The following is a 19,059-nucleotide window of genomic DNA, read 5'->3' as shown; positions in this document are numbered from 1 at the left end:
GTCTCTCTGCGACCCTCGCCACCTCCATCGGCAGCGAGAAACCATGTGTGCCGCACAGGCACGTCCGGAGCGAAACCCGACAACGCGTCTCCACGCCGCCGCCGTCTCCGGAGGGAGACCTTTTTCTGCGGACCCCCGAGGAAAGGGCTTACGTCCTTCCCCAACCCCAAGCGCCGATCCCGCCTCGCCGCGACGCCTCGCGGTGTATCCGATGGCGGGACGGAGGGATTGTGGCATGGCTGCGAGCAAGGGGGATGAAAAAATGATTAAGTGATTGAATTTGCGTGATCGGACGTTCGTTTCATGCCCGGCTGTTATCCTGTTTGCGACATGAACGTCTGTCGATCCCCTTCCCCTGCCACGTCACGCGACGCCCCTTGGCGCCATCGGCGGACCCGCAGTCGCTCTATTCAAAGCCTATTGTCCAAGCCCGATGTTCTTCGGTGGATATTTCTTGAACGTCGCCGCATGTGCTTTCATTTCCGCCGCCATGGACGCCAGGAAAGCGTTCATCCGGTGGCCGACCGGGTACTGTTCCTTCGGGTCGATGTAGAGATTGAAAAGCCATGGCGCGAGGCCCACGTCCGAGACGGTGGTCATGTCGATGTTCAGCCACTGCGCCTTTTCTTCGACGATCTTGATGTGGATCTTGTACTCGTACATCCGCATCGCCATCAGGTTGGCCTCGTTCCAGATGTAGACCTTCTCCCGGTTCGAATTGCCGTTGTCGGCGAGCAGGAACGAAGTCTGGTCGATGCCGTCGATGTAGCGGTCAGCCGGAATCTTATCCTTGATGCCGGCGAGGTCCAGCGATGTGTTGTAAAGATCCATCAGATCGAAAATCTCATCGCTTTCCCGACCCGGCGCGATCGTGCCGTGCCAATAGGCGATGCCGGGCACGCGCACTCCTCCTTCCCAGGCCGAGCCCTTGGCGCCGCGAAACGGCGTGTAGCCGCTATCCGGCCAGCTATCGAGCTGCGGTCCGTTGTCGGAAGTGACGAAGATGAAAGTGTTGTCGAGCACCCCGGCCTTGTCGAGCGCATCGACGATTTCGCCGACATAGGCGTCGACCTCAACCACGTCGTCCTTGTATGGATATTTGCTGCCGCTTTTTCCCTCGAACGCCTTGGACGCGAAGTTGTCGGCATGCACTTTCATGAAGCAGTGCTCCAGGAAGAACGGTTTGTCGCCCTTGGCGAGATCCGCTATCTTGGCGACCGTGAATTCCTTCAGCGTCCGATCGCCCTCTGCCATCTTCTCGATGCTGTCGATCTGCTCCACCTCGGTTGTCTCACCGCCCTTGAAACCATGAACGAGCGCGGTGCTCGATCCCGTCGCGCGCAGCATGGCCAGCCGCTCGGGGTTCAGCACGAGATCGGGGTAACGGCGTTTGTCGACGCCCTGGCTGATTTCCTTCTCGGCTTCGTAGAACCCGTAGAATTCGTCGAACCCCACGTCGTGGGGTCGCATACCGACCTGCTCGCCGACATGCCACTTGCCGGAGAGGATGGTAGCGTAGCCCGCCTCGCCGAGCAGTTTCGGCAGCGGGATCTCATCCGCCCACGGGTTCTTGGTCAGCTTGTCGCCGGCGAGGATGGGGCGGGTGAGCCCGGTGCGCACCGGAAGCCGTCCGGTCAGGATAGCTGCACGGGTTGGCGTACAGGTCGGCTGCGAATAGGTCGAGGTGAGCTTCAATCCATCGCGAGCGAGGCGATCGATGTTTGGCGTCGCCGCCCCGATCGCAGCGCCACCGCCATAGGCGCCGGGGTCGCCCCAACCCATGTCGTCGATGACGAGCCAGACGATATTGGGCCGCCTGCCCAAATGGCGGTAAAGCGCGTCAAGCTTCTGCTGGGCCGCCGCCTGTTGGTCGGTATGCACCAGGGCGGGTTCGGCGCTTTCACTGGTACGGACCGCTTTTGACAACACGGATTGCGAGAGCGCAAGGGTCGGGATTGCCGCGATGACCGCCGTCTGGAAAACGAAGGCGCGAAGTTTCGCTATGTTCATGCTGGTTTGCTCCCTCGTTGCTCGCGGAAGGTGATCACCGCCGCTCGTTACTCGTCACCGCGACGTAGGTGTTGCCGATCTGGTCGTCGAATGTGAGCCGATGCCGATTGAGTTGAGCTTGCGGCACAGGTGTTTGACGATCTGAACGAAAGCATAAGTAAGCCGAGCAACCGGGTAAGTACGTTACAGTAACTACGGGCGCCGGCACGCCGCTTCGGGGCGGCAGGAGAGGGCGGTCGCAGCACACCGGGCCGCCAGCGCAACGTGGGCAGCCTCGGTTCGCTGACTCCCTGAGAGTAGGGGGCCGGGCCGCCACGATCTATGCGCTGTCCGCCTAGGGCCGACAGCGGAAGAGAGCTCTGGTCCGGTTTGCGCCGCCAATGGCACGAGGCGGCCATTGGAGGCGCGGAACACCGGGACCGGCAACCATGGAATCGTCGCGTTTCACCGATCAAGCGCGCTGTCCTTGCTGCCTGCAGGTCTAGGTCGTTCAAACCCGGTATGTCAGTGAAAAAGTCTGCTGTCAGAGAGTATCGATGACCCCGCCGTCAACGCGAACGGACGCTCCCGTGGTCGCGGAAGCGAAGGGCGACGCAAGATATGTCACTAAGTTCGCGACTTCCTCGACGCTCGTGGCACGTTGAATGATCGAGGTGCCGCGATGTTGCTTGACGAAGGCGGCAGCGATCTCCTCCAGCGGCAACCCGGTTTTCGCTTGCTCATCGGCAAGCATTGCTTCCACGCCTTCGGAAAGCGTGGGGCCGGGGAGTACGGAGTTCACGGTGACATTCGTGCCAGCCATGCGCTTGGCGAGACCACGGGCGACGGCGATGTCGGCGGTCTTGCTGACGCCGTAGTGGATCATCTCGACCGGAATGTTGAAACCGGATTCGGAGGCCAGGAATATCACGCGGCCCCAGTTCAATTTCTGCATACCTGGAAGATAGGCGCGGGAGAGCCTGACGGCGGACATGACGTTGACCTGCCAGTGACGATCCCAGACCTCGTCACCGGCGTCGAAAAAGTCGATCGGCTGGAAGATGCCGGCGTTGTTGACCAGGATGTCTACCTGAGGAATTTGGGCGACAAGTGCCGCACACCCCTCGGCGGTTGAGAGGTCGGCGGCGGCGGATTTGACACTGCCTCTGGCGCCTTCGCCTTTGAGACGTTCGGCGGCCTTTGCGGTCTTGTCCTCTGACCGGCCGTTGATCACGACATCCGCTCCCGCCCTTGAAAGCTGGCGGGCAATTGCGTAGCCGATGCCTTCCGTCGAGCCTGTGACCAGCGCCCTCTTGCCAGTGAGATCGATTTGCATTTTCTGCTCCTGTCGAGGTTGGATGACGAAAACCTATAGTCAGTTTTGCAGTCTCGCAACGGCCTGGCAGGCGGTTGATCTGGCGAACTCTAAGACGACTTCGAGGCCCTACGCCCGATGCGGTCGTATTCTTGTACCACTCGCGGTATCAACGGCCGCTTTGGGCCGAGAATACACATCCGCTCGCGCAAGACATGTCATCAAAACCTACATATCGACTTAGGCAGGCATTAATTCCTGGCTGCTATCTTCGATTGAAGATTTTCTGAGGGCGAGTGCAATGAGCGGTGATGGCGTGAAGAACAGATTGATGTCCGGAGAATGCGTTCTTTGGGCGGGTTCTCCGGCTCAAGGCCTATTGTTCACCGGGCGAGATGCTTTTTTGATCCCTCTCAGTATGCTTTGGCTTGCATTCACTATCTTCTGGCTAGGGACCGCCGTCGCAACGGGCGCTCCTATTTTCTTTCGACTGTGGGGCGCGATGTTCGTTGCCATGGGGCTCTTTCTGCTCGCCGGTCGCTTTATAGTCGATGCCTGGCTCAGGAGCCGGACATCTTATGCTGTAACCGATCAACGCATTCTCATTGTCCGGTCGGCACCTTTCCCGAGCGTCACATCGATTGATCTGGATCGCCTGCCAGAAATCAATTTGATCGGCGACGGCAATCCCAGGGGGCATATTCGATTTGGACCATCCGCCTTGTTTGCAGGCAACCGCTCGATGTTAGCTTGGGTCCCGTCGCTTGATGCAGTTCCCCAGTTTCTTGGGATCACAACGCCGTCCAAAGTCTTCGAGACGGTAATGCAGGCCAGTCGTAAACTGCGGGCAGGATTGGATGCCGGAGCAAGTCCCAGAGCAAGTCAATGAGCGTCTTTGCGCCATCAGATCACTCCTGGCATCCGCTTCGGACCGGCAGGTGACCTCGGCCGCTTGCGCCGACAGCAGACGTTTGAGCCAGACGATCTCGTTCAGTGGTGCGGCACGGCGCGGGTTGGCGCTAGCCCGCACGCAGCGCACCAGGCCGCCAGCACCACGTGGCCAGCGACCACAGGCCATAAGGCGATACCCGAGACACCATGGAGCCAAGCGAAAGCCAGGACGGCGATGACGGCGACATTGTAGAGGAGCATCGCCACGACCAATCCTTTTGCGGCTTTCGCTTCGGCATCTTCCCGCGCCAACCAGCAGGCCACGCCGAGGGCGAGTATGGCCCCGCCGGCCACTCGGCTGACCGCTAGATCGACAGGAGCATCGGGCGCTGCTCCGAGGAGGAGTTCGACCAGTGGCAAAGGCACCACCAGCAGCACTATGCCTGTCGCGGCCTCAATCGTACCCGTCACCGAAAGCAGCAGCTTGGTCTTGGTTCCTATCCTCGCAAGCATTTTGCCTCCGTTGATACCGATGCCAGCCATTATGGGCGCTCGCAACGCACTACTGGCTGCTCAGGGAAAGCGCCATCCGCGATCGCCAGGCGCTATTCGTTGATCTCCGGCTCCACCAGCCTTGCCAGATTTTTCAGAGACTCCTGCCAGCCGAGATAGCAAGCCTCCGGTGGAATGACATCAGGCACGCCGGACTGCGTGACATGCATTTCCGTCCCGACCGAAACTTTCTTGAGGGTCACCACGACCTCCATTTCGCCAGGCAGATTGGCGTCGTCGAACCTGTCGGTGTAGCGCAGGCGTTCGCCTGGGACGAGTTCAAGATATTCGCCGCCAAAGGCGTGGCTCTGGTTCGTCGTAAAATTCCGGAACGACATTCTGAACGTGCCGCCGACGGTCGGTTCCAGGTGATGCACGGTGCAGGCAAAGCCGTTGGGCGGAAGCCATTTGGCAAGCGCGTCCGCCTCGATGAACGCGCGATAGATTTTCTGCGGGCTGGTGGCCAGGACGCGGTGAAGGCGTATGGTGCTGGGCATGGTCGTGATCCCTTGAATTGATGAAATGGACGACCCAAGGACGAGCGAAGCATTGCCAATCCGACAGGGGTAAATCTCTGTTGACGTAAAATTATTTCGAGCAACGTGCGACGTCAGTGACATGGTTTGCGCAAACGGCGCTGATGCGCAAGACAAGATCGCGCCGCCTCGCCGATGTTGCCGAACCAAGATTTCCTCTTCGCGACGAGGCCATTGCCGCATAGATTTGGTGCGCGTGGCGGTGCTTCAGACGGTTGATCGCCTTTGCTGGCCAATTTCAGGTAGGGTCGAGACATCATGAACACAACGCAGCGCAAGCTGACGACGATCTTCTCCGCCGATGTTCAGGACTATACGCGTTTGATGGGGGCCGATGAGGAAGGCACCCTTGCGACGCTCAAGCGGTATCGCGATGCGATGTCCCGCCTCATCGGGGCGCATGGCGGACGCGTGATCAACACGTGGGGCGACGGATTGATCGCCGAGTTTCCGAGCGTGGTCGAAGCGGTGCGCACGGCCGTGGACGTGCAGAACGAGCTTGCGGAATTGAACGGCGCGCGGTCGGCTGAAGGACGCATGCTGTTTCGGATCGGCATCAATCTCGGTGACGTGATCGTCGAAGGCGACGATATCTACGGCGATGGCGTCAATGTCGCCGCACGCCTGCAGGCAACGGCGGCCGCCGGCGGGATCGTCATCTCCAACACCGTCTATGATCAGGTCCGCAATAAAATCGCCGTCGGCTTCGAATTCCTCGGCCCCCTGAAGGTGAAGAACGTCGAGGATGCCGTCCCGAGCTATGCCGTGCGGATCGGTGAAAACATCGGGTTTGCACGATACCCGGCACCGGAGGAGCCGCGTCCGGCTCCGGCAAAATCCACGCGCCGGGCAATCGCCGGCATGCGCGGAAAACTTGGTGTGCTTGCCGTGGTTGCCGTCGCCTTGGTCGCGGTCAATCTGCTGACCTGGCAAGGCGAATTCTGGGCCACCTGGCCGGTCCTCGCGCTCGCCTTCGCCTGGGCGATGATCTGGACGAGGCGCCAGAACCGCATCGATCCGAACATCGCCACCCTAGCCGCCGTCGGCGTGGGGATCGTTTGCATCAACCTTCTGTCGTGGAGTGGGACATTCTGGGCTGTATGGCCCCTTCTCGCCTTCGCCGTCGTCATCGGCATTCGCTGGGTGGCGAGGCGCAACTGATCCCACACGCGTAGTTTTGCCCGAGATAAAGTGGGTTTCCGGCTGACCGCCAACAGGCGGCGTCGGCTTTATTCGCCTTCGCGCCGATCAGGTCTGAATTTCGATGCCCGCCTCGATCGCGGCTTCGATGAATGCCTTGCGCGCCTCCTCGCCGGTGCGCTTGCCCTTGATGACGTCGGCGCAGATCAGGAGGGCGCGGTCGAGGGCGGGGCCGTCCTCGATCGGCCAGTCCTCGATCATCACCCAGGACGCGGCCTGGGTGGTGGCGATGGTCTCGTACTTTCCGGGTTCTTCGAGGGCGAGCAGAACCGGTTTCGACCAGGGAGCTTGCATTCTGGCTTCGCTTTGGTCCGTGGGCATTGGATTTGGCCTTTTCATTATTTCGTCTATGCGGGCGAGAACCCTCCCCACGAGTGGGAAGGGTTTTGGGCAAAGTATCACTCAGCCGCTTCCGCGTAACTCTCAACCGGTGGGCAGGTGCAGATGAGGTTGCGGTCGCCGTAGACGTTGTCGACGCGGTTTACGGGAGACCAATACTTGTCGACGCGGAAGGCGCCCGGGGGGAAGCAGGCTTGTTCGCGGCTGTAGGGGCGGTCCCATTCGCCGACGAGGTCTTCCACCGTGTGCGGGGCGTTCTTCAGCGGATTGTTGGCCTTGTCCATCCGACCATCCTCGATGTCGCGCGCTTCCTCGCGGATCGCCAGCATCGCTTCGCAGAAGCGGTCGAGTTCTGCCTTGGTCTCGCTCTCGGTCGGCTCGATCATCAGCGTTCCCGCGACCGGCCAGCTCATGGTGGGCGCATGGAAGCCGCAGTCGATCAGGCGCTTGGCGACGTCGTCGACGGTAACGCCTGAACTATCGACCAGCGGGCGCGTGTCGATGATGCATTCATGCGCGACGCGTCCGGTCTCGGACTTGTAAAGCACGTCGTAGGCGCCCTTCAGGCGGGCTGCGATATAGTTGGCGTTGAGGATCGCCACCTTGGTTGCCTGCGTCAGGCCCTCGCCGCCCATCATCAGGCAGTAGCTCCAGGAGATCGGCAGGATCGAAGCCGAGCCGAAGGCGGCCGCCGAGACGGCGCCGGGCCGTCCGTCCGTTTGCGGATGGCCGGGGAGGTAGGGTGCCAGATGTGCCTTGACGCCGATCGGGCCCATTCCCGGTCCGCCGCCGCCATGCGGAATGCAGAAGGTCTTGTGAAGGTTGAGGTGGGAAACGTCGGAGCCGATGTCACCGGGGCGGGAGAGACCGACCATGGCGTTCATGTTGGCGCCGTCGAGATAGACCTGGCCGCCGTGGCCGTGGACGATGTCGCAGATCTCCTTCACCGTTTCCTCGAACACGCCGTGCGTCGAGGGATATGTGATCATGCAGCAGGAGAGATTTTCCGCATGCTGTTCCGCCTTGGCGCGGAAATCGTCGAGGTCGATGTCGCCGTTGTCGCGAACCTTGACCACGACCACCTTCATGCCGACCATCTGCGCCGAGGCCGGGTTTGTCCCGTGCGCGGAGGTCGGGATCAGGCAGACGTCGCGCTGACCTTCGCCGTTGGCGATATGGTAGTTGCGGATGGTGAGCAGGCCTGCGTATTCCCCTTGAGCGCCGGAATTAGGCTGCATCGAGAAGGCGTCGTAGCCGGTCACCGAGCAAAGCTTCTCCGTCAGGTCGTCGATCATCTCGCGATAGCCGAGCGCCTGATCTTCAGGCACGAAGGGGTGGATATCGGAAAACTCCGGCCAGGTGATCGGCAGCATCTCGGCCGTGGCGTTGAGCTTCATCGTGCACGAACCGAGCGGGATCATGGCGCGATCGAGCGCAAGATCGCGGTCCGAGAGGCGGCGGATGTAACGGGTCATCTCGCTCTCGGCGCGGTTCATGTGGAAGATCGGATGCGAGAGGTAGTCGCTCGTGCGCAACAGGTCTTCCGGCAGGCGATAGCCGGGCTCGAAATCGGCGAGCTTGAAATTGCCGCCGAAGGCGCGCCAGACGGCTTCCAGCGTCGCCGGGCGCGAGCGCTCGTCAAGGGTCATGCCGATCTTCGTTTCGCCGACCTTCCTGAGGTTCACGCCTTCGGCGACCGCCGCCCGCATGATCAGCCCCTGCATGTGGCCGACGTCGACGGTGATCGTGTCGAAGAAGGTCTCGGGCTCGACGATGTAGCCGAGCTTCTCCAGCCCCTTGGCCATCAGCACGGCCTTCTGGTGGACCTGCTGGGCGATCGCCTTGATGCCCTTGGGGCCGTGGAAGACGGCGTACATAGAAGCCATGACCGCGAGAAGCACCTGCGCGGTGCAGATGTTGGAGGTCGCCTTTTCGCGGCGGATATGCTGTTCGCGGGTCTGCAGCGACAAACGGTAGGCGCGGTTGCCGCGCGCATCGACCGAAACGCCGACGAGACGGCCGGGCATGGAGCGCTTGTGTGCATCCTTGACCGCCATATAGGCGGCGTGCGGGCCGCCATAGCCGACCGGAACCCCGAAGCGCTGCGACGAGCCGACGGCGATGTCGGCGCCCATTTCGCCGGGCGACTTCAGAAGCGTCAGCGCCAGGATGTCGGCGGCGACGACGGCGATCGCACCGGCCTGATGAAGGCGGGCGATCAGGCCGCTGAAATCATGGATGCGGCCATGCGTGCCCGGATACTGGAAGATCGCGCCGAAGACGTCGACCGGATCGAGATCCTTGAAGGGATCGCCGACGATCACGGACCAGCCGAGCGGCTCGGCGCGGGTGCGGATGAGAGCGATCGTCTGCGGATGGCATTCCGCGTCGACGAAGAAGGCCTGAGCCTTGGTCTTCGAGACGCGTTCTGCCATGGCCATGGCCTCGGCCGCAGCCGTCGCCTCGTCCAGAAGCGATGCGTTTGCGACGTCGAGGCCGGTGAGGTCGGTGATCATCGTCTGGTAGTTCAGGAGCGCTTCCAGGCGGCCCTGGCTGATTTCCGGCTGGTAGGGCGTATAGGCCGTGTACCAGGCGGGATTTTCCAGGATGGTGCGCTGGATCACCGGCGGCGTGATCGTGCCGTAATAGCCCTGGCCGATCAGCGAGACCAGAACCTTGTTCTTGTTGGCGGTCTCGCGCAGCCGGTCGAGCGCTTCGCGCTCGGTCATGGCCGCGCCCCAGGTCAGCGGCACCTTCTGCCGTATGGAAGGCGGCAGCGTCGCATCGATCAGCCCGTCGAGGCTGCTGAAGCCGACGACCTTCAGCATGTCGGCCATTTCGGACGGCGACGGACCGATGTGCCGGCGGTTGGCAAAGTCGTAGGGCTGGTAGTCCGTGAACGTAAATTCGGTGGGCGTATTCATTATGCCGTGAGCTCCTTGTAGGCAGCTTCGTCAAGCAAAGCATCGACATCGGAGATATTCTTGAGTTTCAACTTGAAGAACCAGCCGGCGCCCTGCGGATCGGAATTGACCAGCGATGGGTCGGCGGTGATGGCTTCGTTGATCTCGGTGATTTCGCCGTCGAGCGGGCAATAGACTTCGGACGCTGCTTTCACGGATTCGACGGTTGCGGCATCGCCGCCCTTGGCGAAGCTCGCGCCCACTTCCGGCAGCTCCACGAACACGAGGTCGCCGAGTTGCTCGACCGCATAAGCCGTGATGCCGACGGTCGCGACGCCGTTCTCGATGTTCAGCCACTCGTGTTCTTCGGTGTATTTCAGCATGTGTTTGTTCCTCTCTCGGTGTTGACGTATTTCGGGTGCCGGCACCTTCGCCCCGCTCGCGGGGTGGCCTTTAGCGCTTGTAGGTCGGCGTCACGAAAGGCAGCGTCGCGACGATGACGGGCAGGTACTTGCCGCGTACCTCCGCGAAGATCCGCGTGCCGGGTGCTGCGTGGCTGACTGGCACGTAGCCCATGGCGACCGGGCCATCGGCGCTGGGGCCGAAGCTGCCGGAGGTGACTTCGCCGATCTCGGTCTGGCCTTCCATATCCGCATAAAGCTTCGCGTGGCCGCGAACCGGCGCCTTGCCGTCCGGCTTCAGGCCGACGCGGCGGCGGGCCGCACCGGATTCCAGCTCGCGAAGGATGCGGGATGCGCCCGGAAAACCGCCGGCGCGGATGCCGCCGCTGCGGCGCGCCTTCTGCATCGCCCACTCGAGCCCCGCCTCCACCGGTGAGGTGCTGGTGTCGATATCGTTGCCATAGAGACAGAGGCCGGCTTCCAGGCGAAGCGAATCACGCGCGCCGAGCCCGATCGGCTGCACGTCGGGATGCTCCAGCAGCCACTTTGCCACGGTCTCGGCCTTGTCGGAGGGGACCGAGATTTCGAAGCCGTCTTCGCCGCTATAGCCGGAGCGCGAGACGACCGAAGGCACGTCGTGCAGGCTGACCTCGCGCACGTCCATGAACTTCATGTCGTGCAGCCCGGCCCAGAGCTCGGCGATGACAGCCTGTGAGCGCGGTCCCTGCAGGGCGAGCAAGGCACGGTCGTCGAGAAGGGTGATGTCGCAGCTATCGCCGATATGCTTGCGCATATGGGCAAGGTCGGCGTCCTTGCAGGCGGCGTTGACGACCACCAGCAGATGGTCGCCCTGGTTGGCGATCATCAGGTCGTCGAGGATGCCGCCGTTCTCGTCGGTGAAGAAGCCGTAGCGCTGGCGGCCTGGCTTTAGCCCCAAAATGTCGACCGGGACGAGGCTTTCGAGCGCGAGCGCCGCATCCTCGACCTTGCCCGAACGTGCGCGGACGAGGACCTGCCCCATGTGCGATACGTCGAAAAGGCCAGAGGAACTGCGGGTCTGCAGGTGTTCCTTCAATACGCCCGCGGGATATTGCACCGGCATGTCATAGCCGGCAAACGGCACCATGCGCGCGCCGAGCGAAACGTGAAGGGCATGAAGAGGGGTCTTCCTAAGGGCAGCGGTCTCGTCCAAGTGACGCCTCCGGTTTTTGCGCTTGGCGTGCAAGCGCGGGCTCAGTTTCGAAGGCGCGGTCGCACCCAGGTCTTTGAGCCCCCTCTGTCCTTGGCGCCTGAGATTGTTATCCCTTCGGCGAGCGCGTGGAAGCGCTTCTCTCCAGAGTTCCGTCTGCCCCCGCTGGTCCTTTTGCCTGAGAGTTTCCGGGGCGGTTGCTCCTTCGGCACCGGCAATGCCGGTTTCTCCCAACTGGGTCGGCGCAATTATCCGGCGGCAACCGACCTTGGCAAGGGGCAAATGTCGCCGTGAAATAAATTTTTGTCGTGACGGCGACCCGGACGGGAATCCGGATCGCCGCCGCCGCCTTTGGCTCAGCTGCCATTCTTGTGGGCCGGCAGGCCCTTGCGCTTCGTCGAGGCGAACTCCTCGAGTTGCTTTTCTGACATGCTGTCGACCATTTCCTTCGATGCGCCCTTGAGTTCGGATTTCTTTATGTCGCCGCGTTTGGCGGCAAGGGCGGCACCCGCCGCCTTCTGCTGCGCCTTGGATTTTGCCGGCATCTTCGTTCTCCATGTCGCGTTTCCAGGTGTTGCGAAAACCCCTCGGGGGGCGCGATGTTCCACTCGTGTCCAACTCGGACTTTGCAAAAACACCGAAACGCCTTATGGCGTTGTTGCGGAGGATCCGATGCGGGCAGGGCTAAGAGCGGCGATCACATTGCGCATGTTGTGCGCCGTCGCGATCCTATTTCTCGGATTGGGCCACCAGCCGCCGGAGATGCGCGAGCGGGGGGGCTATAGCGCCGCGGCGTATGTGTTGCCTGATGGCACTGAGGCGTCGCTTTGCGTCACGGTCACCGATGACAGCGGCAAGCCGATCGCCGCCTTCAAGCCGAATTGCGAGGTTTGCCGCCTATCGGCCAGCGTGATTCTTCCGACGCCCGACACAGGCGCCTGGGTCGTCCACGACTTCGCCTCGCTCCGTAATCCGCCAAAAACTGTGCCCGTCCTCTTTGTCCCACGTGCGGTCGAGCGCCCGAATTCCCGCGCGCCGCCTGCGCTCGTCTGATCTTCAGCCATCGAATGAACGACAGATGATGCCGGCGAGCCCGCCAAGAAACGGCCCCGGCGAGGAGCAATAAATGAAAACCATCAAGACGCTTGGGTTTGCAGCCCTCTTTTGCGGTGCCGCCGTTGCCGGCGCTGAAGCACACGTGACCTTTCTCGACGACGTTGCGGCGCCGGAAAGCACGATACTCGCCACCCTTCAGATCCCGCACGGTTGCGACGGCAAGGCGACCACCGAGGTGCAGGTCAAGCTGCCGGAAGGCTTCGTCTTCGCCAAGCCGCAGCCCAAGGCCGGCTGGGAGGTCGAGGTGATCAAGGGCGACTACCGCAAGAGCTACGACAACCACGGCGAGGCGGTCAAATCGGGCGCCGTCGAGATCCGCTGGAAAGGTGGCAATCTCTCCGACGATTTCTACGACACCTTCGTCATTCGCGGCAAAGTCTCGGGCGTCGGCGCGGGGACGTCGCTTGCCTTTCCGGTACGCCAGCTTTGCGGCGACGCGGTGGAAAACTGGGATCAGGTAGCGATAGACGGCGATGCACACGGCCTGAAAAGCCCGGCTCCCGTTTTGAAGGTGGCCGGTGATGTGGCCCATGACCATATGGCCGGCATGAAGATGGACATGAACGGCATGCCGGGTATGGACATGAGCGGCAGTGCCGCACCGGCGGGAGACACATCCAAGGTCGGCGACATCGCGATCAGCGGCGGCTTTGCCAAGGCCATGCTGCCCGGTCAGCCCGTCGGCGGCGGTTATCTCACGATCCACAATGGCGGGAGCGCCGCCGACCGGCTGGTTTCGGTGACCTCGGCTGCGGCCGGGAAGGTCGAACTCCATGAAATGACCATGGAAAACAACGTCATGAAGATGCGCGAATTGAAGGACGGCATCGCCGTTGCCGCAGGCTCCACCGTGACGCTGGCGCCGAACGGCCTGCACCTGATGTTCCGGCAGGTGAAGACGCCTTTCAAGAAGGGTGAAACAGTGGCGATCACGTTGACCTTCGAGAAGGCGGGCACCGTCGACCTGATGCTGCCGGTGCTGTCTGCGCAGGGGAACTGAGGACGTAGCTCGCTACGCTATGCCCAGCCGCTGCGCGTCCGCGCGGCGACTAGCTGTTTTCTTCGTAAGAGGTGATCGCCTGCTGCATGGTCGACTGCGGCTGGCGTTCGCCTTCGATCATCAGTTCGAGGGCGAGTGCAGTGGATTGGACGGCGGGCACGATCGCTTCGACTTCGGCGTCGCCCGCCTCCCTACGCTTCTGGCGAAGCTCCATGCGCCGCGCCTCGCGGGCGGCAATGGCCGTCGGAACGCGCGCCGGCTGCTTGGCGGCGTCCATCGCCCAGGCGGCGGTGTAGGCGGATACGGTAACGACTTCGACCATGTGGTTCATTCCAAAGCGGATATCGCTTCGATCCTATGTCGCGGGATTTGCAACCCCGCTAATTTATTCAGCGGCATTTTAGAGATGTTGGTAAATGCTGCCGACCGCTCGGAAGAGATTGGCAGCGTCGAAAACGCGCGCTAGAGATGCGTCATGACGCAAGCTCTTCTGGTCGCCGTCGGCGGCGCTTTCGGTTCTCTGCTGCGATACGGTGTCGGCCTGTGGTCTCTCAGGGTGGCCGGTCCCGGCTTTCCCTGGGGTACGTTGACCGTCAACCTCGTCGGCTGCTTTCTGATCGGCGTGCTGGCGGAACTGATCAGCCGCAAATTTGGCGGGTCGGTGGAGCTGAGGCTGCTCCTCATCACCGGCGTTCTCGGCGGCTTTACGACTTTTTCGGCCTTCTCGCTCGATGCGCTGGTGCTTTTCGAGCGCGGCGAGACGGTGGCGGCGCTCCTCTATATTGCGAGCAGTGTCGTCGTGTCCCTGGCTGCCGTCTTCGGCGGCGCTACGCTTGTACGGACATTCGCCTGACAGCCAAAGAGGCGACACGCGGTGCCAAAAGGCGGCCAATGCCGATTCCGGTTTCCACTTTGGGCTAAAATGCTCTAAAGCGACCTCGAAGGGCGCAGCGTTTGCGCTGAGATCATCGAAAGAACAGGTATGGCCGGGATTGAGCACATAAAGGTCGACGCGGACGAAGCCGGCATGCGGCTCGACCGCTGGTTCAAGATCCACTTTCCCGGCCTCGGCTTCGGCCAGCTGCAGAAACTGCTGCGTTCCGGCCAGGTGCGGGTCGACGGCGGGCGGGTGAAGACAGATGCCCGCGTGCAGCCGGGCCAGATGGTGCGCGTGCCGCCGCTCGATGTCGATGCCAAGGCCGTAAAAACCGGCCCGATCGCCAGCAAGGATCTCAAGCATTCCGGCGATGCCGAGTTGTTGGCGCGCATGCTGCTGCACGAGGACGACAAGGTTATCGTGCTCAACAAGCCGGCGGGCATCGCCGTCCAGGGCGGTTCCGGCGTCAACCGTCATATCGACAAGATGCTCGAGGCCTGGACCAGCCCGAAAGGCGAGAAGCCGCGCCTGGTGCATCGCCTCGACCGCGACACCTCAGGCGTTCTCGTCGTCGCGCGTACACGCGGCGCTGCGCAGAAGCTGACGGCGGCCTTCCGCGAGCGCGATACGCACAAGACCTACTGGTCGTTGGTCAGGGGCGTGCCACGCAAGCACGAGGACAAGATTTCGACCTGGCTGGTCAAGGAGCAAACCGAGGACGGCGATCGCATGCGCATCGCCAAGCACGGCGAGGAGGGGGCGGATCACGCCGTCTCGTTCTACCGCGTCTTGGAGACCGCCGCCCAAAACCTCGCTTGGCTGGAAATGGAGCCCTATACGGGGCGCACGCATCAGTTGCGCGTCCATGCGCTCCACATCGGCCACCCGATCATCGGCGACCCGAAATATTTCATCGAGGATCCCAACTGGGATTTTCCGGGCGGTGTCCAGAAGCGGCTGCACCTGCATGCCCGCCGCATCGACATACCGCATCCGAGCGGCGGCCGCCTTCGCGTCACCGCGCCGCTGCCGCCGCATATGGTCCAGACCTGGAACCTGCTTGGCTTCGATCTCGCCAGCGCGGAAATGGATGACGAATGAAACTGGTTCTCTTCGATTGCGACGGGACGCTTGTCGATAGCGCACGCCTGATCCACGAGGTTATGGCGCGCACCTTCGTCGCCTTCGGCCATCCGCGTCCCGATATTGCTGCCACCAAGGCGATCATCGGCCTGACGCTCGACATCGCGATCGCCCGCATGCAGGGCAAGCCGCATGTGGACGACGAGGCGGTGGCGATGATGGCGCACTATAAATCCATCTATCCCGATGTCCGGGACCTGCCGGGGATGCAGACGCCGCTCTTCGACGGCATCAAGCCGCTGATCGAGACGCTTGCCACGCATGATGACCTCTTGATTGGCGCCGTCACCGGAAAATCGCGCCGTGGACTTACGCAAATCCTCGACAACAACGGTTTCGCGCCCCATTTCATCGTGACACGGACGGCGGATGACTGCCCTTCCAAGCCGCATCCGGCGATGGTGACGGAATGCTGCGCCGAGACCGGCATGGATGCGCGCGACACCCTTGTCATCGGCGACGCGATCTACGATATGCAGATGGCCAAGGCTGCAGGTGCAACCGCGATCGGCGTAGCCTGGGGCTATGCGTCGGTCGACGACCTGCTTCAGCACGGCGCCGATGCGATTGCGCATCATCCGAACGATCTTTTGAGCCACATTGCCTGAGGTGACGCCATGCGCGACCTTCTGAACGACCTCTCCGAGGGTCTGAGCCATCCCGATCCGATCCGCCGCGCGCAGATCCAGATGAAAAAACCGCTGCCAAAGCGTTTCTACAAAGAGGCGTCCGTCGGCGAGCGGGAAGGTGGCTTTGCCATCGAACTCGACGGCAAGCCGGTAAAGACGCCGGCGCGCCAGCCGCTTGTCGTGCCGACCGAGGCGTTGGCGACGCTCATCGCGGGGGAGTGGCAACGGCAGGCGGAGGTCATCGATCCCGCGAAGATGCCTGCCACGCGGCTGATCAATACCGCGCTCGACGGCATTGCCGCCGATCCGCAGGCGGTCTTCGAGGATATCCTGCGTTTCTCCTCCAGCGATATGCTCTGCTATCGCGCCGAAGGACCCGAGCGGCTGGTGGAGCGCCAGTCCGAAAGCTGGGATCCGGTGATCGACTGGGCGGCACAGGAGCTCGGCGCGCGGTTCATACTCGCCGAGGGCGTCATGCACCAGGAACAGCCGCGCGAGGCAATCGCTGCCTTTGCGGTCACCGTGCGCAAGTACGACACGCCGATAGAGCTTGCCTGCCTGCACACCATCACGTCGCTCACCGGCTCGGCCATCCTCGCGCTCGCTTTCGCCGAAGGACACCTGCCGCTCACCGACATCTGGTCGCTCGCCCACCTCGACGAGGACTGGACGATCGAGCATTGGGGCAGCGATGCGGAGGCCGAGCAGCGCCGCGCCGATCGTTTCGTTGAATATCAGGCGGCAACGGACGTTTTTTCAGCGCTTCGCAGCTGAAAGCGATTGATTTCCAATCCACTATCGCGAAACCTGTCGCTCGCGAGGGGAAATTCGGGAATCGACTCATGTCTTGGCTGACGTTGCGCGCGTGGAAAGTCCTTTTGGGCTGCCTGGCGCTGGCTGCGTGTTCGTCGCTTTCGGCGATGAAGCCGCCGCCGGATCCCGTCTACGACGTGCGCAGTGCCGTGGTGGTCTCCGGCCCCAATGTCTCGCCCGCGCTCCTGACTGCCACCAGCGATCGCGTCAATGCGGCCATCGCCGCGACCACGCGTGAGACGCCGCTGCCGCGGGTGGTCCTGACGATCCGGGTTGCCGAAGTCGAGAAGGGCCAAGGGTTCAACAAGGACCGCAACACCGCAAAGATCAATATCGACGCGACATCGGTCGATACCGGGTCGGTCATCGGCATAGCATCGTTTCAAACCACGACCGTCACCCCCGATCCCTCGGTTGCCGACGCTCTGATGGCCGAGGATATCGCCGCTAGGGTCCGCTCCACCTTCGGGTTGAAGACGCCGCGTCTCGCTAGCTGACCAGCCCCGGGCCTTCAAAGCCGACGCCCCTCGTGCTAAGCGAGGGGAGGAATGGGGGGATCATGAAGGAAATCCTGCAAGAACTGGAACGCCGCCGCGAAATCGCCAGGCTTGGCGGCGGCCAGGCCCGCATCGACGCGCAGCACGGTCGCGGAAAGCTCACCGCCCGTGAGCGGCTCGAGATCTTTCTCGACGAGGGTTCCTTCGAAGAATTCGACATGTTCGTCGAACATCGCTCGAGCGATTTCGGCATGGAGAAGAGCCGCGTCGCCGGCGACGGCGTCGTTACGGGCTGGGGCACGGTCAACGGCCGCACCATTTTCGTCTTTGCCAAGGATTTCACCGTCTTCGGCGGCTCGCTGTCGGAAGCGCACGCCGAAAAAATCGTCAAGGTCCAGGACATGGCGCTGAAGAACCGCGCGCCGATCATCGGCTTTTACGATGCCGGTGGCGCGCGTATCCAGGAAGGCGTGGCGGCGCTCGGCGGCTATGCCGAGGTTTTCCAGCGCAATGTGCTGGCTTCAGGCGTCATTCCGCAAATCTCCGTCATCATGGGCCCATGCGCCGGCGGCGACGTCTATTCGCCTGCCATGACCGATTTCATCTTCATGGTGCGCGACACGTCCTACATGTTCGTCACCGGGCCGGATGTGGTGAAGACCGTGACCAATGAGACGGTGACCGCCGAAGAGCTCGGCGGCGCGTCGATACACACCACCAAATCGTCGATTGCCGACGGCGCTTACGACAACGATGTCGATGCATTGATGCAGATGCGCCGGCTGGTCGATTTCCTGCCGCTGTCGAACACTTCGCCTGCACCCGAGATCGAGTGTTTCCAATCGGTGACCGATGCCGACATGTCGCTCGATACGCTCGTGCCGGCCAATGCCACCAAGCCCTACGACATCAAGGAACTGATCCTGAAGACGGTGGACGAGGGCGACTTCTTCGAGATCCAGGAGAGCTTCGCGAGGAACATCGTCTGCGGCTTCGGCCGTATCGAGGGCTCGACCGTCGGTTTCGTCGCCAACCAGCCCATGGTTCTGGCCGGCGTGCTCGACAGCGACGCCTCGCGCAAGGCTGCGCGCTTCGTGCGCTTCTGCGACTGCTTCAACATTCCGATCGTCACCTTCGTCGACGTGCCGGGCTTCCTTCCAGGCACCGCGCAGGAATATGGCGGCCTTATCAAGCATGGCGCCAAGCTGCTCTTCGCCTATGCCGAAGCCACCGTGCCGAAGCTGACCGTGATCACGCGCAAGGCCTTCGGCGGCGCCTACGACGTCATGGCGTCGAAGCACCTGCGCGGCGACCTCAACTATGCCTGGCCGACCGCGCAGATCGCGGTGATGGGCGCCAAGGGCGCGGTGGAAATCATCTTCCGCAAGGATATCGCCGATCCGGAAAAGATCGCCGCGCATACGAAGATGTACGAGGATCGCTTCCTTTCGCCCTTCGTGGCGGCGGAACGCGGCTATATCGACGAGGTCATCATGCCGCATTCGACCCGGCGCCGGCTGGCACGGGGCTTGAGGATGCTCCGCAACAAGGATCTGCAAAATCCCTGGAAGAAGCACGACAACATCCCGCTTTAAGATCAAGTCACGGATTTCGCACGAAGATTTGATGGGGATTGCGGGCGTTTGCTCTTCAGTTCGCGACTGACGCC

20 protein-coding genes and 1 riboswitch are annotated in these 19,059 nt (G+C 62.2%); of the genes, 10 read left to right on the top strand and 10 right to left on the bottom strand.

Translation table 11 applies throughout. From position 1 onward, the window contains the following. Positions 1-417 precede the first annotated feature (417 nt). Both AB4048_RS01885 and AB4048_RS01880 read right to left on the bottom strand, forming a co-directional pair. Complete coding sequence (locus tag AB4048_RS01885) at positions 418-2,010, bottom strand: arylsulfatase (protein ID WP_442200202.1); 1,593 nt, start codon at positions 2,008-2,010, stop codon at positions 418-420. Positions 2,011-2,533: 523 nt separating this feature from the next. Next, positions 2,534-3,325: an SDR family NAD(P)-dependent oxidoreductase gene (locus AB4048_RS01880; protein WP_442200201.1), complete on the bottom strand. Its 792-nt coding sequence runs from the start codon at positions 3,323-3,325 to the stop codon at positions 2,534-2,536. Between the two features lie 280 nt (positions 3,326-3,605). Between AB4048_RS01880 and AB4048_RS01875 the strand changes: the two genes are divergently transcribed. Then, positions 3,606-4,193 carry a PH domain-containing protein gene (locus tag AB4048_RS01875; protein WP_442200200.1) on the top strand — a complete coding sequence of 196 codons (588 nt, stop codon included), beginning with the start codon at positions 3,606-3,608 and terminating at the stop codon, positions 4,191-4,193. A 101-nt stretch (positions 4,194-4,294) separates the two neighbouring features. Here the strand turns inward: AB4048_RS01875 and AB4048_RS01870 are convergent, their stop codons facing one another. Together AB4048_RS01870 and AB4048_RS01865 are read right to left on the bottom strand one after the other, a co-directional pair. Beyond that, positions 4,295-4,708 carry a hypothetical protein gene (locus AB4048_RS01870; protein WP_442200199.1) on the bottom strand — a complete coding sequence of 138 codons (414 nt, stop codon included), beginning with the start codon at positions 4,706-4,708 and terminating at the stop codon, positions 4,295-4,297. A gap of 92 nt (positions 4,709-4,800) precedes the next feature. Then, the gene (locus tag AB4048_RS01865; protein WP_442200198.1) at positions 4,801-5,244 is read right to left on the bottom strand and encodes an SRPBCC family protein; all 444 of its coding nucleotides are present in this window, start codon (positions 5,242-5,244) and stop codon (positions 4,801-4,803) included. Between the two features lie 297 nt (positions 5,245-5,541). Here AB4048_RS01865 and AB4048_RS01860 point away from each other — a divergent pair, with 297 nt between their 5' ends. After that, entirely contained in the window at positions 5,542-6,444 is a 903-nt protein-coding gene (locus AB4048_RS01860) for an adenylate/guanylate cyclase domain-containing protein (RefSeq protein WP_442200197.1), read from the top strand. An 87-nt stretch (positions 6,445-6,531) separates the two neighbouring features. Here the strand turns inward: AB4048_RS01860 and AB4048_RS01855 are convergent, their stop codons facing one another. From AB4048_RS01855 to AB4048_RS01835, 5 genes are all read right to left on the bottom strand, one after another. Beyond that, on the bottom strand, positions 6,532-6,777 hold the full coding sequence (locus AB4048_RS01855) for a DUF982 domain-containing protein (RefSeq protein WP_442200196.1): 246 nt from the start codon (positions 6,775-6,777) through the stop codon (positions 6,532-6,534). Positions 6,778-6,881: 104 nt separating this feature from the next. Next, on the bottom strand, positions 6,882-9,746 hold the full coding sequence (gcvP, locus tag AB4048_RS01850) for an aminomethyl-transferring glycine dehydrogenase (protein ID WP_442200195.1): 2,865 nt from the start codon (positions 9,744-9,746) through the stop codon (positions 6,882-6,884). After that, positions 9,746-10,108 carry a glycine cleavage system protein GcvH gene (gcvH, locus tag AB4048_RS01845; RefSeq protein WP_442200194.1) on the bottom strand — a complete coding sequence of 121 codons (363 nt, stop codon included), beginning with the start codon at positions 10,106-10,108 and terminating at the stop codon, positions 9,746-9,748. Before gcvH ends, gcvP begins: the two co-directional genes overlap by 1 nt. A 70-nt stretch (positions 10,109-10,178) precedes the next feature. Then, entirely contained in the window at positions 10,179-11,318 is a 1,140-nt protein-coding gene (gene gcvT / locus AB4048_RS01840; RefSeq protein ID WP_442200193.1) for a glycine cleavage system aminomethyltransferase GcvT, read from the bottom strand. Between the two features lie 153 nt (positions 11,319-11,471). Continuing rightward, a riboswitch (glycine riboswitch) is annotated at positions 11,472-11,558 on the bottom strand. 113 nt (positions 11,559-11,671) lie between these two features. Next, positions 11,672-11,860 (bottom strand): DUF3008 family protein, encoded by a 189-nt coding sequence (locus AB4048_RS01835; RefSeq protein WP_442200192.1) that lies wholly within the window; start codon positions 11,858-11,860, stop codon positions 11,672-11,674. A gap of 127 nt (positions 11,861-11,987) precedes the next feature. Here AB4048_RS01835 and AB4048_RS01830 point away from each other — a divergent pair, with 127 nt between their 5' ends. Continuing rightward, complete coding sequence (locus AB4048_RS01830) at positions 11,988-12,368, top strand: hypothetical protein (RefSeq protein WP_442200191.1); 381 nt, start codon at positions 11,988-11,990, stop codon at positions 12,366-12,368. A 73-nt stretch (positions 12,369-12,441) separates the two neighbouring features. Beyond that, a complete protein-coding gene (locus AB4048_RS01825) occupies positions 12,442-13,431 on the top strand; it encodes a DUF1775 domain-containing protein (protein WP_442200190.1) in 990 nt (329 codons plus the stop codon). A 49-nt stretch (positions 13,432-13,480) separates the two neighbouring features. Here the strand turns inward: AB4048_RS01825 and AB4048_RS01820 are convergent, their stop codons facing one another. Beyond that, the gene (locus tag AB4048_RS01820) at positions 13,481-13,753 is read right to left on the bottom strand and encodes a hypothetical protein (protein WP_442200189.1); all 273 of its coding nucleotides are present in this window, start codon (positions 13,751-13,753) and stop codon (positions 13,481-13,483) included. Positions 13,754-13,906: 153 nt separating this feature from the next. Between AB4048_RS01820 and crcB the strand changes: the two genes are divergently transcribed. From crcB to AB4048_RS01790, 6 genes are all read left to right on the top strand, one after another. After that, positions 13,907-14,284 (top strand): fluoride efflux transporter CrcB, encoded by a 378-nt coding sequence (gene crcB, locus AB4048_RS01815; protein WP_442200188.1) that lies wholly within the window; start codon positions 13,907-13,909, stop codon positions 14,282-14,284. A gap of 129 nt (positions 14,285-14,413) precedes the next feature. Then, positions 14,414-15,409: an RluA family pseudouridine synthase gene (locus AB4048_RS01810; RefSeq protein ID WP_442200187.1), complete on the top strand. Its 996-nt coding sequence runs from the start codon at positions 14,414-14,416 to the stop codon at positions 15,407-15,409. Continuing rightward, positions 15,406-16,059, top strand: coding sequence for an HAD-IA family hydrolase (locus AB4048_RS01805; RefSeq protein WP_442200186.1), 654 nt, complete (start codon positions 15,406-15,408; stop codon positions 16,057-16,059). The genes AB4048_RS01810 and AB4048_RS01805 overlap by 4 nt, the downstream gene beginning before the upstream one ends. A 9-nt stretch (positions 16,060-16,068) precedes the next feature. Beyond that, positions 16,069-16,854: an ATP12 family chaperone protein gene (locus AB4048_RS01800; protein ID WP_442200185.1), complete on the top strand. Its 786-nt coding sequence runs from the start codon at positions 16,069-16,071 to the stop codon at positions 16,852-16,854. A gap of 68 nt (positions 16,855-16,922) precedes the next feature. Then, positions 16,923-17,390 (top strand): hypothetical protein, encoded by a 468-nt coding sequence (locus tag AB4048_RS01795; protein WP_442200184.1) that lies wholly within the window; start codon positions 16,923-16,925, stop codon positions 17,388-17,390. A 62-nt stretch (positions 17,391-17,452) separates the two neighbouring features. Next, a complete protein-coding gene (locus tag AB4048_RS01790) occupies positions 17,453-18,985 on the top strand; it encodes an acyl-CoA carboxylase subunit beta (RefSeq protein ID WP_442200183.1) in 1,533 nt (510 codons plus the stop codon). The last annotated feature ends 74 nt before the right edge of the window (positions 18,986-19,059 follow it).

This window comes from Rhizobium sp. RAF56, assembly GCF_052113965.1.
In the GTDB taxonomy this organism is placed as follows: Bacteria; Pseudomonadota; Alphaproteobacteria; order Rhizobiales; family Rhizobiaceae; genus Rhizobium.
Note: the sequence above shows the minus strand (reverse complement) of the source record. Positions and strands in the feature narration are given on the sequence as shown.

Bases quoted from the DNA above. Each gene is read 5' to 3' on its own strand.
- AB4048_RS01885 (WP_442200202.1), bottom strand. From the start codon at position 2,010: ATGAACATAGCGAAACTTCGCGCCTTCGTTTTCCAGACGGCGGTCATC.
- AB4048_RS01880 (WP_442200201.1), bottom strand. From the start codon at position 3,325: ATGCAAATCGATCTCACTGGCAAGAGGGCGCTGGTCACAGGCTCGACG.
- AB4048_RS01875 (WP_442200200.1), top strand. From the start codon at position 3,606: ATGAGCGGTGATGGCGTGAAGAACAGATTGATGTCCGGAGAATGCGTT.
- AB4048_RS01870 (WP_442200199.1), bottom strand. From the start codon at position 4,708: ATGCTTGCGAGGATAGGAACCAAGACCAAGCTGCTGCTTTCGGTGACG.
- AB4048_RS01865 (WP_442200198.1), bottom strand. From the start codon at position 5,244: ATGCCCAGCACCATACGCCTTCACCGCGTCCTGGCCACCAGCCCGCAG.
- AB4048_RS01860 (WP_442200197.1), top strand. From the start codon at position 5,542: ATGAACACAACGCAGCGCAAGCTGACGACGATCTTCTCCGCCGATGTT.
- AB4048_RS01855 (WP_442200196.1), bottom strand. From the start codon at position 6,777: ATGCAAGCTCCCTGGTCGAAACCGGTTCTGCTCGCCCTCGAAGAACCC.
- gcvP (WP_442200195.1), bottom strand. From the start codon at position 9,746: ATGAATACGCCCACCGAATTTACGTTCACGGACTACCAGCCCTACGAC.
- gcvH (WP_442200194.1), bottom strand. From the start codon at position 10,108: ATGCTGAAATACACCGAAGAACACGAGTGGCTGAACATCGAGAACGGC.
- AB4048_RS01835 (WP_442200192.1), bottom strand. From the start codon at position 11,860: ATGCCGGCAAAATCCAAGGCGCAGCAGAAGGCGGCGGGTGCCGCCCTT.
- AB4048_RS01830 (WP_442200191.1), top strand. From the start codon at position 11,988: ATGCGGGCAGGGCTAAGAGCGGCGATCACATTGCGCATGTTGTGCGCC.
- AB4048_RS01825 (WP_442200190.1), top strand. From the start codon at position 12,442: ATGAAAACCATCAAGACGCTTGGGTTTGCAGCCCTCTTTTGCGGTGCC.
- AB4048_RS01820 (WP_442200189.1), bottom strand. From the start codon at position 13,753: ATGGTCGAAGTCGTTACCGTATCCGCCTACACCGCCGCCTGGGCGATG.
- crcB (WP_442200188.1), top strand. From the start codon at position 13,907: ATGACGCAAGCTCTTCTGGTCGCCGTCGGCGGCGCTTTCGGTTCTCTG.
- AB4048_RS01810 (WP_442200187.1), top strand. From the start codon at position 14,414: ATGGCCGGGATTGAGCACATAAAGGTCGACGCGGACGAAGCCGGCATG.
- AB4048_RS01805 (WP_442200186.1), top strand. From the start codon at position 15,406: ATGAAACTGGTTCTCTTCGATTGCGACGGGACGCTTGTCGATAGCGCA.
- AB4048_RS01800 (WP_442200185.1), top strand. From the start codon at position 16,069: ATGCGCGACCTTCTGAACGACCTCTCCGAGGGTCTGAGCCATCCCGAT.
- AB4048_RS01795 (WP_442200184.1), top strand. From the start codon at position 16,923: ATGTCTTGGCTGACGTTGCGCGCGTGGAAAGTCCTTTTGGGCTGCCTG.
- AB4048_RS01790 (WP_442200183.1), top strand. From the start codon at position 17,453: ATGAAGGAAATCCTGCAAGAACTGGAACGCCGCCGCGAAATCGCCAGG.